Genomic DNA, 15,791 nt, shown 5'->3' on the forward strand with positions numbered 1-15,791 from the left:
GTGTCGGTTGGTGATCCACCAGGATGAGCGCATGCGCATCCTCTTCGTCGGCGACTCCATGACGATCGGAGCCGCCGGCGACCACACCTGGCGCTACCGGATGTGGCAGCACCTGACCCGCACACTGCCGGACGGCACCGTCCACGTCGTCGGCCCGCGCACCGCGCTGCACGAGGACTCGCACCGCTACGCCGACCCCGGCTTCCCCGCACACGCGCGCGCCCACCTCGCGGGCTGGGGCGAGGGGTGGCTGCACATGGCGCCGCTGATCGGCCGGGTGGTGGCGGAGCACGACGCCGACACGCTGCTCGTCTCGCTGGGCCTGATCGACCTGGGGTTCTACACGGGGCCCGAGGAGACGCTGGCCAACGTCGAGGCGTTCCTCGCCCGCGCACGGGCCGCGAACCCGACGCTGCGGGCCGTGCTGCTGCCCGTCATACCCAACGTGCGCGCGGCGAGCGACCCCGCGTTCGCCGCCGCGTGCGCGCACTTCAACACGCTGCTGGCCAAGACGGTGGCCGAGCACGCGGAGCCGCGCTCGCCGCTGCTGCTCGCCTCGGCCCCGGAGGACTGGTCGCCCGAGCGCGACACCTACGACGGCACCCACCCCTCGCCAGAGGGTGAGCACCGGATCGCCGCCGCGTTCGCCGACGCACTCCACCAGGCGTGGGCCGTGGGTGGGCCGTACCGGTTCACACCGGTCTGTTGACCACGAAAACCGCTCAGCCGCCGATACGGTCACTTTCCGCACTGCGCGCCGGAAGCCGCTTTCGGCCACCGGTCCGGCCCGTGAGGAAAGGACTGCCGTATGACACCACGTCACCGCGCCCTCCCCCGCCGGGCGGTGTGGCTGCTGTGCACGCTGGCGCCCGCGCTGTGCGCGTTCGCCGCCGCGCCCGGCGCCCCCACGGCGGCGGCAGCCGGACGGGAGGGGGCGGAAGCGGCGGGTGTGACACTCCCCGTACAGCAGCACTCCTCCCCGCTGCGGGCCGTCTCCACCGCCACCTACCGGCTCGACGCCGGGGAGAAACTCGCCCTGGACACCCCCGCGATGACCTTCTCCGTGGACTCCTGGGGCTCGGGGCGGCCCACCAACATCGGCACCACCCTGCTGCTCACCTGCACGGGCCCGGACGGACGCCCTGCCCTGCGCGCGCACGACGGGGCCAACCTGACCCCCGACGAGCAGCACAGGGACCCCGACATCCGCGCCCTGCTCGTCGCCGAGGACAGCGGAACCCACCGCTGCGAGTTGAGCGCCTCCGCCTACAGCACCGCCCGCGCCCCGGGCATGACGGTACGGCTGGCCGGCCGGGAGCCGCTCGACGGCGAACGAGGACTGGCCGGGACCCGCGCGAGCCGCGACGCCACCACCTGGACGCGCCCCGCCGCGCAGGGCGACCTGCTGCTGTCACCCGGCACGGTGGCCGAACCGATGACCACGCGGCAGAGCGTGGGAACCACGGGGCCCCTGCCCCGCACCCGCCTGGACATCGCGGTCGACGCCGAGGTCACCACCTGCAACAGGGCCGACGCCTACGGCCTGTGCGAGCCGCGCCACCCACGCGCCTCGGGCGCCACGCTCGCCTCCTGGGTGGAGGTCCAGGGGCTGGACGAGGCGGGCGAGCCGGTGGGCGCACCGCACAGGTCCCCCACGCGGACGCGGACGGTGAGCGCCGCCAAGCACCACACGATGCTGCACCACACGGTGCGCGTCTTCGTCCCGGGCGAGGTCGAGCAGGTGGACGTCGCGGTCAAGACGCAGGTCGTCTCGGGGGACCACATGGTCTTCCACGCGGGCTACGGCTACGCGCGCGGCGTACTGACCAAGCCGCCCTCGGGGCTGCCCACGCTCTGAGGCCGCCTGCCCGCCCCGGGGAATCCGGGTGCCTGACGAGGCGACGACTACGCGACGGAGACCGGCAAACCCGGCGATATCCCGCCGGCCGCCGCATCTTTCGCGTCGGAACCGGCCGGCGCCCGTCGTCCGGCGCGGCCGGTGCGTCAGACTGTCGATCATGCGTGAGCCTGTCGACCGCGCCCGCCGCACTTCTCGTGAACGTCCCGTGCGCAACGGTGCGAAACCGTGCGCACAGGGCGCTCACCTCCCCCGACTAATGCGCGCTGACGCGCACTAACTGGTATGACAGTAACCGGAACGCTTCCCTCGACGCAACGCGGAATCACAGCCCGAACATGACCGAGCCACGACCGCACGGGTCCGCCCGCCCCGGAGGACGGACCGCCCGCACCCGCGCCGCCGTCCTGGCGGCCGCCCGAGAAGAGCTGCGCACCCAGGACTACGCCTCCCTCACCGTCGACCTGCTCGCCCAGCGCTCCGGAGTGCACGCCGCCACGATCCGCCGCCGCTGGCGCACGGTGGAGGGCGTCATCACCGACCTGCTCGGCGAGCACGGCACCAGCGCCATCCCCATCCCCGACACCGGCGGCCTGCGAGGCGACCTGCACGCCATGGCGGGCAACATCGCCGGCTTCCACGCCGCACCCGAGAACCGGCGCCTCGTCGAGGGCATCGTGGCGGCGGCCGCCATGGAGCCGGGCGCCGAACAGGTGCTGCGCGAGACGTTCGCGGCCCGGCTGCGCCAGGTCTCGGTGCTGCTGGAGCGGGCCGTCACGCGCGGGGAGGTGCCGCCCGACACCGACACCGTGGAGGTCATCGCCGCCCTCGGCGCCCCCTTCTACTACCGGCTGCTGATCAGCCGCCGCCCCCTCGACGCCGAGGTCGTCCGCACCAGCGCCGAGTCCGCGTACCTGGCCGCGACGCACGGCGTCTTCCGCCGCCGCGAAACGGAGGTTCCGGACGGCGCGCCACCGAGCGACGCGCCCCAGGGCGAGGCGCCCCCGGGCGGCACACCCCCTGGCGGGGCCCCGCCCGGTGACACGGGCAGCGGATGACGCAGGCAGCGGGCGACCCAGGCCGCAGGCCGCGGGTGACGCAAGACGCGCGGGAGGCAACCTGCCGCGCGTCTTGCTTCGAGCGCACTCCAGCCGCCTAGCGTGGCCGCATGAGGTACACGCAGCTCGGACGCACGGGACTCAAGGTCAGCAGGCTCGTCCTCGGCACGATGAACTTCGGGCCGCAGACCGACGAGGCCGACAGCCACGCGATCATGGACGCCGCGCTGGACGCCGGCGTCAACTTCTTCGACACCGCCAACGTCTACGGCTGGGGCGACAACAAGGGCCGCACCGAGGAGATCATCGGCAGCTGGTTCGCCAAGGGCGAGGGGCGGCGCGACAAGACGATCCTGGCCACCAAGGGCTACGCCAACATGGCGGGCGACGGCGCGGCGCCCTGGCCCAACCACGACAAGCTCTCCGCCGTCAACATCCGCAGGTCCGTCGAGGCGAGCCTGCGGCGCCTGGGCACCGACCGCATCGACCTGTACCAGTTCCACCACGTCGACCGGGCCACGCCCTGGGACGAGATCTGGCAGGCCATGGACGTCCTCGTGCAGCAGGGCAAGGTCCTCTACGTCGGCTCCAGCAACCACGCGGGCTGGCACCTCGCGCAGGCCAACGAGACGGCCGCGCGGCGCGGCTCGCTCGGGCTGGTCAGCGAACAGTGCCTCTACAACCTCGCCGAGCGCCGCGCCGAGATGGAGGTCGTTCCGGCCGCGGAGTCCTACGGGCTCGGGGTCATCCCCTGGTCACCGCTGCACGGCGGGCTGCTGGGCGGTGCGCTGCGCAAGGCGCGGGAGGGCGGCGGTGGCCGCACCGCGTCGGGGCGCGCCGCCACCGCGCTGGAGGACCCGGCCGTCAGGGACCGGATCGAGGCTTACGAGAACCTGGCCGCCGAGCACGGCCTGGAGCCCGGCGAGGTGGCCCTCGCCTGGCTGCTGTCGCGGCCCGGCGTCACAGGCCCGATCGTCGGACCGCGCACCGCCGACCAGCTCAGCTCGGCGCTGCGCGCCGTCGAACTCGACCTCGGCGACGCACTGCTCGCCTCGCTGGACGAGATCTTCCCGGGTCCAGGGCCCTCCCCCGAGGCCTTCGCCTGGTGAGACGGGGCTCGCGGGCCCCTGCTCGGCGAGCGGGCAGGTGCCCGCGGCTCGGCGACCGGGCAGGGCCCGCCGCGGTCGGCTCAGTGGCCGCTCAGCGCCGAGGCCAGGACGACCACGACGAAGAGCGCCACCAGCACACCGGTCACGATGCGCATTCTGGTCTTCGCGTTCACGGTCACCACGGTAACCGGCGGGTGCGACAGGCCACGGCCCGGCCCCGTCACCCGCCCAGTGGCCAGCGCCCCACCGGCACATAGCGGGGCTGCTCGCCCGGGACGCCGCTGGTGGGCGGCTCGCTGCGGACGAGGAGCAGTTCCCGTGCACTCCAGCTGGAGCCCGCGAAGGGCTCCAGCTGGACCACGTAGGGGCGCAGGTCCGTCGTGCCGCGGTTCCTGGCCCGGGCCAGCGTGAGGTGCGGGCGGAAGGAGGGGTGCGCGTCGGCGGGGAACACGCCCGCGCGGCGGCCCGCCGCCGTGGTGGCCGCCGCGAGCCTGGCCAGGGCCGCGCGGTCGGTGTCCTGGTGCACGCCGGCCCACAGGGCGCGGTCGCCGAAGCGGCCGCCCGCCCCCAGACGCATCGGGACGGGGCCGCCCGCGCGGTGTGCCGCGCGGGCCAGGCGGGCCGCGAGGTCGTCCGTCTGCTCCTCGGACACCTCGCCGTAGAAGCTGAGCGTGAAGTGCCAGCTCTCGGGCCTGGTCCAGCGCAGGTCCCCGGCGCCGGGGAGGCGGGTGAGCGGGCGCGTGAAGCGCGCCAGTTCCGCCACCGCCTCAGCCGGGGGCCACAACGCCGCGAACAGTCTCATGGGGCCGGACTCTGCCACAGCCGCCCCAGCGCCACGTACCGGGTGCCGGGCCTACCCGGAGATCGCATCTCCCGGACGGGCTTCCCACACGCGGCAAGGGGCCCGGACGCGCCCCGAAGGGGCGCGGGGAACTGCTCCCCCAGCCTCCGGCCGGGAGGTGCCCCCACCAGCCACAACCCACCTGCGGACCGCCCACTGCGAACAGTGGCACCCCCTGCCGGAACAAGCCCGCAGGAAGATCCCTACGCCGCCTCCGTCACCGCCTCCCGGCGGACGAACCGCACCGGCGGCTGGCCGCGCCGCAGGCTCACCGCGGGTCGCAGCCCCGCGATCCGCGCCAGCACCAGGGCCACGGCCACCGCCGCCACGGCGGAGATCAGGCCACCGGCCAGGAAGCCCATGCGGGCGCCGAAGGTGTCGGTGATCCAGCCCATGATGGGCCCGCCGATGGGGGTGCCGCCGACGAAGACCATCATGAACAGGCTCATCACCCGGCCCCGCATCGCCGGGTCCGAGGCGAGCTGGACGCTGGAGTTGGCGGTCACGTTGAAGGTCAGGCCCGCCAGCCCGATCGGCGCCATCAGCGCGGCGAACAGCCAGTACGAGGGCGAGAGCGCGGCCACCATCTCCAGGACGCCGAAGACCAGCGCGGCGCCGACCATCAGCCGCATCCGCGACTGGCCGCGCCGGGCGGCCAGCAGCGCGCCCGCGACGGAGCCGACGGCCATCAGGAAGTTCAGGGCGCCGTAGGTGCCGGCGCCCTCGTGGAAGACGTCGCTGGTGAAGGCCGTGAGCCAGATGGGGAAGTTGAAGCCGAACGTCCCGATGAAGCCGACCAGCACGATGGGCCACAGCAGTTCGGGATGGCCGCGTACGTACCGCAGGCCCTCGCGCAGCTGCCCCTTGCCGCGCGCCACGGGCTTGCTGGTGTGCAGCTCTCCCGCGCGCATCATCAGCAGCCCGACGAGGGGGGCGGCGAAGGAGAGGCCGTTGATCAGGAAGGCCCAGCCGCCGCCGACGGCGGAGATCAGCACACCGGCGACGGCGGGGCCGACCAGCCGGGCGCTCTGGAAGTTCGCCGAGTTGAGCGAGACGGCGTTGCGTATCTGGGTGGGCCCGACCATCTCGGAGACGAAGGTCTGCCGGGTCGGGTTGTCGACCACGGTGATCAGGCCGAGGACGAACGCGAGCGCGTAGACGTGCGCGACCTGCACGTTTCCGCTCAGCGTGAGCGCGGCGAGCACCAGGCCCGTCAGGCCCATGGCGGACTGGGTGGCGAACAGCAGCTTGCGCTTGGAGCAGCGGTCGGCGATGACGCCCCCGTACAGCCCGAACAAGAGCATGGGCAGGAACTGGAGCGCGGTGGTGATGCCGACGGCCGTGGAGGACCCCGTGAGGCTGTGCACGAGCCAGTCCTGGGCGATGCGCTGCATCCAGGTGCCGGTGTTGGAGACGACCTGGCCGAGGGCGAAGAGGCGGTAGTTGCGGATGCGCAGTGAGGCGAACATCGAGGTCTTCGCGCCGGACTGCGGTACGGCGCCCCTCTTGCGCGGCGCGTCCTTGAGGGGGTCGGCCGGTGCGTCGTCCCTCGGGGCGCCGTGGGGTGCCTCGTGGTGTGGGGCACCGGCGCCGTGGGGTGCGGCCTGGTGCGAGACGCCGGCGCTGCGGGGTGCGTCGTGCGGCGCCTTACGCGGGTGGGTTTCGTCGGCTGCGGATGGTGCGGGTGCGGAGTCTGCTCCGTGGCCCGTACTCAAGCGGCTTCGCCTCCTGTTCTCGGTCGTTCTCCTTACAAGTGCGCCAGCTTCTCCAGCACCGGCGCGGCGGCACGCAGCGTCGCCCGCTCGTCCTCGTCCAGCTCCTGGACCAGCTCGGCCAGCCAGGCGTTCCGCTTGGTGCGGGCCGCGGCGAGCATGGACACGGCCTGCCCGGTCTGGGTGACCACCTTCTGCCTGCGGTCCTCGGGGTGCGGCTCAAGACGGACGAGTCCCTTGGACTCCAGCATCGCGACGATCCGCGTCATCGACGGCGGCTGTACATGTTCCTTGCGGGCCAGCTCGCTGGGGGTGGCCGAGCCGCAGCGGGCGAGGGTGCCGAGCACCGACATCTCGGTGGGGCTCAGGGATTCGTCGACGCGCTGGTGTTTCAGCCGCCGGGACAGCCGCATCACTCCGGCGCGGAGCGCGTTGACGGCGTCCTCGGCCTCCTGGTCGGCCGCGGGTACCTCCGCGGCCTCCGCCGCTCCGGCGGCTCCGGCCGTCTCGGCGGCTCCGGCCGTCTGGGTGGGCTCCACGGCCTCGGCGAGGTGAGCGGCTTCGCGGAGCATGTCCGGCACGCCCGGTGGGGACCCGTCCGCGAGTCGCGGAGCGGGGAGCTGTTCCGACATGATTTTTAGCCTACCTCATTACTCCGCCTAAAGAACACGGGCGCAGCCCTCATGGGCTCACACGTACGAGTGAGTCGGGACACATTCGCCGGACAGCGGCCGGGGTGGGTTCGCGACCGTTGTCGTATGAACAGCCTGACTCCTCCGTGTGACAACGACCACCACGGGCAGCCCGACTCCCAGGTGCTCAGCCTCCGCATAGAGGCCGCCCTGCTGGAGCGGTTGACCGACCACGCGGCCAAGCGCGGGATGAGCGTGCAGGACTACGTGGTCCGCACGCTCGTGCGCGACGACTTCGACGAACGCTTCAAGGCGTCCGTCGAGGAGACCGAACGGTTCTACGGCCGCTCCGCCTGAGCCGGGCCGCACACACCTGTGCCCCTCCCGCGGCGGAGAGGGGCACGACGGCGAGCCGGACGGGCGGCAGCGGAGTCACTGCACCCCGAGCAGCTGCTCGATCGGATTGAGGAGGAAGTAGACGAGGAAGCAGAGGCCGACGACGTTGAGCAGCCACGGGATCTCGCGGACCCGCCCCGAGGCGGCCCGCAGGACGATGAAGGCGATGACGCCCATGCCGATGCCGTTGGTGATGCTGTAGGTGAACGGCATCGAGACGATCGTCAGGAACGCGGGGATGGCGACGGTCGCGTCGCCCCAGTCGATGTCCCGCACGTTGGCGGCCATGATCAGGAAGCCGACGACGAGCAGCGCGGGCGTCGCCGCCTGCGAGGGCACGACCTTGGCGAGGGGGGTGAAGACCAGCGCGAGGAGGAAGAGCCCGCCGGTCACCACGTTGGCCAGCCCGGTGCGCGCCCCCTCGCCGACACCCGCCGTGGACTCCACGAAACACGTGTTGGCCGAGCAGGAGCCGACTCCGCCCGCGGCGACGCCGACACCGTCCATGAACAGGATGCGGCCCATGCGCGGCAGCTGCCCCTGCTCGTCGGCGAGCCCGGACTCCTCGCCGACGCCGATGATGGTGCCCATCGCGTCGAAGAAGCCGGACAGCAGCACCGTGAAGACGAACAGGCAGCCGGTCAGCCAGCCGACCTCGTGGAAGCCGCCGAGCAGGCTGACGTCGCCGACCAGGGAGAAGTCGGGCGTGCCGACGACGGAGTCCGGGACCGTGGGCACCGACAGGCCCCAGGCCGCGTCCGGGATGTCGGCGACGGCGTTGATGACGATGGCGGCGACGGCCATGACGACGATGCCGATGAGGATGGCGCCCTTGGCCTTCCGCACGGTCAGCACGAACATCAGGACGAGACCGAGCACGAACACCAGCACGGGCCAGCCCTGGAGCTGCCCGCCGGTCCCGAGCCCGAGGGGGACGGTGGTCTTGGCGGCGTCCGGGTTGCGGGTCACGAAGCCGGAGTCCACGAGGCCGATGAGCGAGATGAACAGGCCGATGCCGATGGCGATGGCCCGGCGCAGCCCGTTGGGAATGGCGTCCATGACGCGCTGCCGCAGCCCGGAGGCCACCAGGATCATCAGCACGATGCCGGCCAGCACCACCATGCCCATGGCGTCGGGCCAGGTCATCTTGGGGGCCAGCTGGAGGGCCACCACGGCGTTGATGCCCAGCCCGGCGGCCAGGGCGATGGGGACGTTGCCGATGACGCCCATCAGCACGGTGGTGAGCCCGGCCATCAGCGCGGTGGCGGTCACCAGCTGACCGTTGTCGAGCTGGTGGCCGTACTTGTCGGTGCCCGCGCCGAGGATGATCGGGTTCAGCACGATGATGTACGCCATCGCGAAGAAGGTGGCGAGCCCGCCGCGCAGCTCCCGGCCGACGGTCGAGCCGCGGTCCGAGATGCCGAAGAAGCGGTCCAGTGCGGAGCGGGGGGCGGGGGGCGGGGTGTCTCGCGGGGAGCCGGGGGAATCGACCGGGCTGGCCGAAGCGGGCATGGGTGACCTCGGGTACGTGCTGACGAAGCGGAACGGAGGGGTCCGACTGGATCAGCTTGGACAATCGCACGAAACAATCCAGCCATCTCCAGTTGGTTTCAGTATGAACAAACGAACGGCCTGATCGCCAACTCCGCCCCCGGACCCCCCGGCGCCCCTCGCTAGGCTGGAAGCCGGACAGGACCGGAAACGAGGGAGCCGTGGCGATGGGCCTCATGGACAAGTGGACCAACGGCGAGCGCGAGGCCCCGGAGCCGCTGGAGGGCAACGTCGTCGGCACGGTCGTGGCTGGCACCCTGATCTGGCTCGTCCTCTTCCTCGGCCAACTCCCCTTCTACGGCTGGTTCGCGGACGGCGGCCATACCTGGTGGGTGTGGACCTGCGCCGCGGGAGCGGGCCTGGGCTGCGTCGGCATCTGGTACGTACGCGCCAGGGACAAGGCGATCAGGCGGGCCAGGCAGGACTGAGGCGGCGCGACGCGTGGCCGTCCTCGATGAGGCCGCAGAGCCCCGTACCGTCGAAACATGACAAAAGCGGGCGGAGGTCTCACCGAGGCGGAAGTCGCCGAGCGCGTCGAGCGCGGGGAGGTCAACGACGTCCCGCCGCGCAACAGCAGGTCGGCCGCCGACATCGTCCGCGCCAACGTCTTCACCCGCTTCAACGCGCTCATCGGTGTCCTCTTCCTGATCATCCTGGTCGTCGGGCCGCTCCAGGACGGCCTCTTCGGCTTCGTCATCGTGGCCAACACGGGCATCGGCATCATCCAGGAGCTGCGCGCCAAACGGACGCTCGACAGCCTCGCGGTCATCGGAGAGGCACGCCCCCGGGTACGGCGCGAAGGGCGCGCCACGCAGCTGCCCACCGACCGGATCGTGCTGGGCGATTTGATCGAGCTGCGCCCCGGCGACAAGTGCGTCGTCGATGGCGAGGTGACGGAAGCGGACAGCCTGGAGGTCGACGAGTCCCTGCTGACCGGCGAGTCCGACCCGGTCGTCAAGCGGCCGGGCGACACCGTGCTGTCCGGCAGCTTCGTGGTGGCGGGCGCCGGAGCCTTCACCGCGACGAAAGTGGGCCGCCAGGCCTACGCGGCGCAGCTCGCCGAGGAGGCCAGCCGCTTCACGCTCGTCCACTCCGAACTGCGCGGCGGCATCAGCCAACTGCTGAAGTACATCACCTGGATGATGGTCCCCGCCGCGCTCGGGCTGATCCTCAGCCAGCTCGTCGTCGAACACAACGACGTGAACGAGGCCGTGCGGCGCATGGTCGCCGGCATCGTGCCGATGGTGCCCGAGGGGCTGGTGCTGCTGACCTCGGTGGCCTTCGCCATCGGCGTCATCCGGCTGGGCCGCAGACAGTGCCTCGTCCAGGAGCTGCCGGCCATCGAGGGCCTGGCCCGGGTCGACGTCGTCTGCCTCGACAAGACCGGCACGCTGACGGAGGGCGGCATGGACGTCGCCGAGGTGCGCGCCCTCGACGGGGCAGACGACGCGTACCTCGCCCGGGTGCTGGCCGCGTTCGGCGCCTCCGATCCGCACCCCAACGCCAGCCTCCAGGCGATCGGCGCGGCCTACCCGGCGCCCGGGGACGGCCCTGACGCCTGGCGCCTGACCGGCACGCTGCCCTTCTCCTCCGCCCGCAAGTACAGCGGTGCCGCCTTCACCGAACCGGACGGCAGCCCCAGCGCCTGGCTGCTGGGCGCCCCCGACGTGCTCCTGACGGCAGGTCACCCGGTACTGGCCGAGGTGGAGCGGCTGGACCGGGAAGGGCTGCGGGTACTGCTGCTGGCACACGCGGCGGACGGGCTGCCGCCCGGCGGCGACGGCCGGACGGCCCCGGGCCCGCACACCGGCGCCGTCCCGGACCCGCACACCGACCCGGACGCGGACCCCGACGCCGGCCCGGGCGCCGCCGCCCACTCGGACGACGGTGCCGGTCAGGCGCACGCGGGGCCCCGGACGCGCCCCGCGGCGCTCGTCGTCCTCGAACAGCGGCTGCGGCCCGACGCCGGGGACACCCTCGCCTACTTCGCCGAGCAGGACGTCGAGACCAAGGTGATCTCGGGCGACAACGCGGTCTCCGTCGGCGCGGTCGCCGCGAAACTCCGGCTGCCCGGCGCCCAGCACCCCGTCGACGCGCGCGAGATGCCCGCCGAACGCACCTCTTTGGCCCGCGCGGTGGAGGGCGGAACGGTCTTCGGGCGGGTCACACCGCAGCAGAAGCGGCAGCTGGTGGGCGCCCTCCAGGCGGAGGGGCACACGGTGGCGATGACCGGCGACGGCGTCAACGACGTCCTCGCGCTCAAGGACGCCGACATCGGGGTCTGCATGGGCTCGGGCTCCGAGGCGGCCAAGGCGGTGGCCCAGATCGTGCTGCTCGACGACGGCTTCGCGACGCTGCCCTCGGTCGTCGGCGAGGGCCGCCGGGTCATCGGCAACATCGAACGGGTCGCCAACCTGTTCTTGACCAAGACGGTCTACTCCGTGCTGCTGGCCGTGCTCGTCATCTGCTGGCAGGTCCCCTACCCGTTCCTCCCCCGCCACCTGACACTGCTGTCCTCCCTGACCATCGGCATCCCGGCCTTCTTCCTCGCCCTGGCGCCCAACAGGGAACGGGCGGAACCGCACTTCGTGCGGCGCGTGCTGCGCTACGCCGTGCCGTGCGGGCTGATCGCCGGGGTGGCCACGTTCGCCACGTACCTGCTGGCGCGGCACCACTACAGCGGCGCCGGGGCACTCGCCGCCGAGACCAGCGCCGCGACGCTGACCCTCTTCCTCATCGCGATGTGGGTGCTGGCCATCGTGGCGCGGCCCTACACGTGGTGGCGGGTGGGACTGGTGCTGGCGATGGGGGTCGCCTTCCTGGTGGTGCTGGCGACCCCGTGGCTCCAGCGTTTCTTCGCGCTCAGGCTGGTCGGCACCGTCGTGCCGTGGAGCGCGGTGGGGGTGGCCGCTGTGGCGGGCGTCCTGCTGGAGGCGGCGTGGCGCCTGGTGGCCAGGCGGATCCCCGCCTGACCGCGCCGGGATCGGCGGGCTTACGGCGCGCTGTCGGCCAGCTGGGTGCGGCCCTGGGTGCGGGCGCAGTGGGCGCAGCAGAAGTACTGGCCGTTCGACTCCATACCGTGGCCCAGGATGCGGCACCCGCAGTTCTCGCACACGGGCGCCATCTTGTGGGCCGCGCACTCCAGGCAGTCGAACACGTGCACCTGCCCGGCCGCGCGGACCTCGAAGGTGTGGGGGTAGTCGTTGTCGCAGACCTCGCAGACGGGCATGGCCGCTCTCCTCCGGTGCTCAGGGGTTCCGGTGTGCTGGGCGAGCACATCGTTACCCCGCGGGTCCGCCCCCGCGACCCTCCCTTCCGCCACCCGGTGCGCACCCGTTGGAGCGGTCACGGCACCGGGGAGACGGCCGCGCGGCCCTCACGGCCGCGCGGCCCTCAGTCGAACCAGCGCGCCCGCGACAGCTCCACCGCACGGTCCGGATCCTCCAGCAGGGCCGTCAGCTCGAAGCGACGGGGCCAGGCACCGCAGGCCCAGGCCAGGGCCGAGGCGAGACCCTCCAGGGTGGCGGCGTGGAGGGTGCCGTCCGGGGTGCGGCGCCAGTCCAGGTCCACCCCGCCGAGCACCAGTTCCTCGTGCTCGCGGTAGTGGGACGGCACCTGAGGCAGCAGTCCCCGCACGGCGGCGGGGACCTCCCGCTCGGTGCCGGGCTCCCGCGGCACCAGCTCCGCGGCCGCCTCGCTCGCCCGGCGCACCTCCAGCAGACCGGCCAGCTCGGCCGCGTGAGCGGGTGCCACCGGCAGCAGGGCGCGGTCCGCGAGGAGGGGAAGCACGTCGGGAGCGTCGGCCACCAGGGCCTCGGCGGCGTCCACGACGACCGCCTCACCGCCGCGCACCGCGCGCAGCTCGTCCGGCAGCGTCACCGTGTCCGGATCCAGACCGGCCGAGGCCAGCAGGGTGTAGAGGCCGTGCAGCTGTGCGGGGCCCGGCTCGTGGGACGGGTGCGCCGGCGAGAGGAGGCCGGGGTCGGCGAGGCGGGTGAGGAGTTCGGCGGCTCCGCCGGGCTCGGCCAGCAGCGCCGCCGCGGTGGTACGGACGCCGAGCGCCCGCAGGACGCTGTCGTCGGTGACCCCACCGGGGTCGGCTTCCTCGTAGAGCCCGCCCAGCAGCGGGTCGGCCCCGGCTGCGCGCAGCCCCGCGGGGCGGCGGCCGTCGAGCACGGGGTGGCCGCGCAGCCACCAGGCGGTGTAGGGGCGTACGTCGGTGACGGTGCCGTCGGCGAGGCGTACCCGCACCGGTGCGGTCAGCGCGTCCCGCAGCGGCGGCCTCGCCAGCATGGCCAGCGCTTCGGGCCAGCACGTGTCGTCGACGAGGTCGAGGTCGCGCACGGCCACCAGTTCGACGGCCACCGGCGGGACGGCGTAGGCGGCCTCGGCGTCGTCCGTGTGCCCGTCGGCGGCCAGCTGGTCGAGCACGTCCTCGCACCACACGTCGACGGCGTCCAGCAGCCCCGGGTCGTCGGGCTCGGGATAGTCGCTCTCGCGCGGCTCGAAGCCGTCCGGATCGAGCACGACGTCCTCGGCACGCACCAGCGCGAAGGCCGCCTGCACCCCGACGGCCGTCAGCGGCCCCTCGCCCCAGCGTTCGGCCAGCTCCGCGTCGCAGGCGGCCAGTTCGCCCTCGCGCAGCACGCGCGCGAACGGGGAGCCCGGGTAGACCAGCTCGGCCGCCGGCATCGTCTCGCCGTCCTCGTCGGGCAGCGCGAGAGCGCCCAGCCACGGCTCGTCGCCGGGCACGAGATGCGCGTCGCGGACGAGGCCGAGCACCGTCTCCACCAGCTCCTCGGGCGCCAGGCCGCCGTCTTCCTCGTCCCAGGTCTCCTCCGCCTCCAGCGAAGCGGCCACCGCGGCACGCACCTGCGGGGTCGTCAGCACGGCGTGCGGCGTCGCCGGGGTCGCGCCCAGCTTCTCCAGCAGCGGATGCGCGGCCTCGGCGTGCGCGGCCCTCAGCCCCAGGCGGGCCAGCCGCCCGCCCGTCACCGCACCGTCCGGCGGCGGCAGCAGCACATGGCGGGGCCCCACCGCGCGGCGCCCGTCGGCCAGCGGCACGGGCAGCCCCGTCAACCGCTCGGGATCGACCCCGGCGAGCGAGTCGTACAGCCGCCACCACCAGCCGGGCTCCCGCTCCACACCGGTGAGCCGGTCGACGGCCTCGCCCAGCGGCACCCGGGCCACCTCCAGCGCCCGCAGCTCCGGCCTGCGCTCCAGCCCCGCGGGCAGCAGGTTGCCGAACACCTCCGCGAGGACGGCGACGGTGGCCGCCCCCGCACCCTCGACGATCTCGGCGTCGCGGGGGCGCAGCGCGTACCGCTCGCCCGGCTCCTCCTCGTCCCCGCTGACCGCCGCGCTCGCCAGGAACGGCACCTCGGGCAGCCGCTCCAGCACCAGGGCGCGCAACTGCCCGTCCAGCTCGCCCAGTCCGAGCGGCCCCGGAACCAGATCCAGGGTCTCCGAGGCCACCGGATGCCACTCGCGCAACAGCTCCGCGTAGGCGTCCGCTGCCCGCCCGAGCAGGAACCGGGTCAGCGGACCCGGCGCGACGTGGCGGCGGGTCGGCTCCAGCGGAAAGGAGGCCAGCAGCAGCGCCGGGAACCCCAACGGCTCGTCCGTGGGCGTGGGCGCGTGCACACACGCCGCCGTACCGGGCTTGACCGGAAGACCGCCGCCGTCGACCGGCACCGCCCAGGTCACAGACCATCCCGGGCGCGTGCGCTCCTCCACGGGCCGGTCCGCGAGCAGTTCGGCGTCCGCGACCCCGTGCGCACCCGCGAGCCGCCACCGGGCCGACCCGGTGGCCGAGTCCTCGATCCGGACGTGAGCCCCCTCGTCGTGCCGCGTCAGGGTGCGCGCGGGGCCTTCGGGCTCGCTGACGACGACGACCTCGCTCAGCCCCGGCAGCGCCAGCAGCAGCGCGTCGTCCACCGCGTCCAGCAGCCGCCGGACCAGATCGCGCGCGGCCTCGTCCCGCAGCGGGAGCAGCACGGCCGTGTCGTACCCGGCGGGCACCACCGCCTCCTCGTACGAGGCGGGCAGCGGCAGCCGCAGCAGCGGCACGTGCCCCTCGCGGCGGTCCAGCTCCGCGGCCAGGTCCGGGCTGTCGGCGGCGGCCTGCCGCGTCAACTCCCGGGCCTCGGCCAGCGACCAGCGCGCCCCCTGCCCGCCGCTGTCCACGACGGCCGGCGCGTCGGTGACGGCCAGCACGGCGGAAAAGCCGACACCGAACCGGCCGACGGCACCCAGATCGGGCTCGTCGCGCTTGGCGGAGGCCCGCAGGGTGGCCAGCGACTCGACACCCGCCGCGTCCAGCGGCTGCCCGGTGTTGGCGGCGCTCAGCGTGCCGTCCGCGCCCAGGCAGAGCCTCAGCCGCCCCGCGACGCCCGCGCGGGCCGCGGCGTCCGAGGCGTTCTGTGCCAGCTCCACCACCAGCCGGTCGCGGTAGCCGCCCAGCACGAGATCCTGCTCGGCGTTGGCATCCTCACGGAAGCGGGCCGCGGACGAGCGCCACGCCTCCAGCACCCCGTGCCGCAGCCGCCCGGTCCCGAACATGTCCGCGGGCGCGTCCCCAGACGTCGCCCCGAAGGTGTCCCTCACGCCACCGGCCTCCTCGGCACTCGCATCC

General features: G+C 73.5%; 13 protein-coding genes. 7 read left to right on the forward strand and 6 right to left on the reverse strand.

Annotated elements, in window-relative coordinates; all coding sequences use genetic code 11:
- The first annotated feature begins 31 nt into the window (after positions 1-31).
- The 4 genes from DQ392_RS15120 to DQ392_RS15135 all read left to right on the forward strand — a co-directional run bounded on the left by DQ392_RS15120 (position 32) and on the right by DQ392_RS15135 (position 4,025).
- Positions 32-709 (forward strand): GDSL-type esterase/lipase family protein, encoded by a 678-nt coding sequence (locus tag DQ392_RS15120; protein WP_114016121.1) that lies wholly within the window; start codon positions 32-34, stop codon positions 707-709.
- Positions 710-808: 99 nt separating this feature from the next.
- On the forward strand, positions 809-1,858 hold the full coding sequence (locus tag DQ392_RS15125; RefSeq protein WP_114016122.1) for a hypothetical protein: 1,050 nt from the start codon (positions 809-811) through the stop codon (positions 1,856-1,858).
- A 338-nt stretch (positions 1,859-2,196) separates the two neighbouring features.
- Positions 2,197-2,916: a TetR-like C-terminal domain-containing protein gene (locus DQ392_RS15130; RefSeq protein ID WP_114016123.1), complete on the forward strand. Its 720-nt coding sequence runs from the start codon at positions 2,197-2,199 to the stop codon at positions 2,914-2,916.
- Between the two features lie 110 nt (positions 2,917-3,026).
- Positions 3,027-4,025: an aldo/keto reductase gene (locus DQ392_RS15135; protein ID WP_114016124.1), complete on the forward strand. Its 999-nt coding sequence runs from the start codon at positions 3,027-3,029 to the stop codon at positions 4,023-4,025.
- Positions 4,026-4,245: 220 nt separating this feature from the next.
- Here the strand turns inward: DQ392_RS15135 and thpR are convergent, their stop codons facing one another.
- The 3 genes from thpR to DQ392_RS15150 form a co-directional block, all read right to left on the reverse strand.
- On the reverse strand, positions 4,246-4,827 hold the full coding sequence (gene thpR, locus DQ392_RS15140) for an RNA 2',3'-cyclic phosphodiesterase (protein ID WP_114016125.1): 582 nt from the start codon (positions 4,825-4,827) through the stop codon (positions 4,246-4,248).
- Between the two features lie 242 nt (positions 4,828-5,069).
- Complete coding sequence (locus tag DQ392_RS15145; protein ID WP_114016126.1) at positions 5,070-6,581, reverse strand: MFS transporter; 1,512 nt, start codon at positions 6,579-6,581, stop codon at positions 5,070-5,072.
- 32 nt (positions 6,582-6,613) lie between these two features.
- Positions 6,614-6,991 carry a MarR family winged helix-turn-helix transcriptional regulator gene (locus tag DQ392_RS15150; protein ID WP_114016303.1) on the reverse strand — a complete coding sequence of 126 codons (378 nt, stop codon included), beginning with the start codon at positions 6,989-6,991 and terminating at the stop codon, positions 6,614-6,616.
- A gap of 345 nt (positions 6,992-7,336) precedes the next feature.
- Here DQ392_RS15150 and DQ392_RS15155 point away from each other — a divergent pair, with 345 nt between their 5' ends.
- Entirely contained in the window at positions 7,337-7,567 is a 231-nt protein-coding gene (locus DQ392_RS15155) for a hypothetical protein (RefSeq protein ID WP_114016127.1), read from the forward strand.
- Between the two features lie 75 nt (positions 7,568-7,642).
- Here DQ392_RS15155 and DQ392_RS15160 read toward each other — a convergent pair whose 3' ends face one another.
- Positions 7,643-9,118 carry an NCS2 family permease gene (locus DQ392_RS15160; RefSeq protein WP_114016128.1) on the reverse strand — a complete coding sequence of 492 codons (1,476 nt, stop codon included), beginning with the start codon at positions 9,116-9,118 and terminating at the stop codon, positions 7,643-7,645.
- A 206-nt stretch (positions 9,119-9,324) separates the two neighbouring features.
- On the opposite strand from DQ392_RS15160, the gene DQ392_RS15165 reads away from it, so the two are divergent.
- Together DQ392_RS15165 and DQ392_RS15170 are read left to right on the forward strand one after the other, a co-directional pair.
- On the forward strand, positions 9,325-9,585 hold the full coding sequence (locus DQ392_RS15165) for a DUF2530 domain-containing protein (RefSeq protein ID WP_245981528.1): 261 nt from the start codon (positions 9,325-9,327) through the stop codon (positions 9,583-9,585).
- A gap of 57 nt (positions 9,586-9,642) precedes the next feature.
- Positions 9,643-12,129: an HAD-IC family P-type ATPase gene (locus tag DQ392_RS15170; protein WP_181856437.1), complete on the forward strand. Its 2,487-nt coding sequence runs from the start codon at positions 9,643-9,645 to the stop codon at positions 12,127-12,129.
- A gap of 20 nt (positions 12,130-12,149) precedes the next feature.
- Here the strand turns inward: DQ392_RS15170 and DQ392_RS15175 are convergent, their stop codons facing one another.
- On the reverse strand, positions 12,150-12,386 hold the full coding sequence (locus DQ392_RS15175; protein ID WP_114016129.1) for a hypothetical protein: 237 nt from the start codon (positions 12,384-12,386) through the stop codon (positions 12,150-12,152).
- 164 nt (positions 12,387-12,550) lie between these two features.
- Positions 12,551-15,718 carry a sacsin N-terminal ATP-binding-like domain-containing protein gene (locus DQ392_RS15180; protein ID WP_114016306.1) on the reverse strand — a complete coding sequence of 1,056 codons (3,168 nt, stop codon included), beginning with the start codon at positions 15,716-15,718 and terminating at the stop codon, positions 12,551-12,553.
- Positions 15,719-15,791: the final 73 nt, after the last annotated feature.

Origin of the sequence: Streptomyces reniochalinae, assembly GCF_003323735.1 — a bacterium.
GTDB classification, from domain to species: domain Bacteria; phylum Actinomycetota; class Actinomycetes; order Streptomycetales; family Streptomycetaceae; genus Streptomyces; species Streptomyces reniochalinae.

Coding starts and splice junctions, on each gene's coding strand:
- DQ392_RS15125 (WP_114016122.1), top strand. CDS start 809: ATGACACCACGTCACCGCGCCCTCCCCCGCCGGGCGGTGTGGCTGCTG.
- DQ392_RS15155 (WP_114016127.1), top strand. CDS start 7,337: ATGAACAGCCTGACTCCTCCGTGTGACAACGACCACCACGGGCAGCCC.
- DQ392_RS15120 (WP_114016121.1), top strand. CDS start 32: ATGCGCATCCTCTTCGTCGGCGACTCCATGACGATCGGAGCCGCCGGC.
- thpR (WP_114016125.1), bottom strand. CDS start 4,827: ATGAGACTGTTCGCGGCGTTGTGGCCCCCGGCTGAGGCGGTGGCGGAA.
- DQ392_RS15150 (WP_114016303.1), bottom strand. CDS start 6,991: ATGCGGCTGTCCCGGCGGCTGAAACACCAGCGCGTCGACGAATCCCTG.
- DQ392_RS15160 (WP_114016128.1), bottom strand. CDS start 9,118: ATGCCCGCTTCGGCCAGCCCGGTCGATTCCCCCGGCTCCCCGCGAGAC.
- DQ392_RS15135 (WP_114016124.1), top strand. CDS start 3,027: ATGAGGTACACGCAGCTCGGACGCACGGGACTCAAGGTCAGCAGGCTC.
- DQ392_RS15165 (WP_245981528.1), top strand. CDS start 9,325: ATGGGCCTCATGGACAAGTGGACCAACGGCGAGCGCGAGGCCCCGGAG.
- DQ392_RS15175 (WP_114016129.1), bottom strand. CDS start 12,386: ATGCCCGTCTGCGAGGTCTGCGACAACGACTACCCCCACACCTTCGAG.
- DQ392_RS15180 (WP_114016306.1), bottom strand. CDS start 15,718: ATGTTCGGGACCGGGCGGCTGCGGCACGGGGTGCTGGAGGCGTGGCGC.
- DQ392_RS15170 (WP_181856437.1), top strand. CDS start 9,643: ATGACAAAAGCGGGCGGAGGTCTCACCGAGGCGGAAGTCGCCGAGCGC.
- DQ392_RS15130 (WP_114016123.1), top strand. CDS start 2,197: ATGACCGAGCCACGACCGCACGGGTCCGCCCGCCCCGGAGGACGGACC.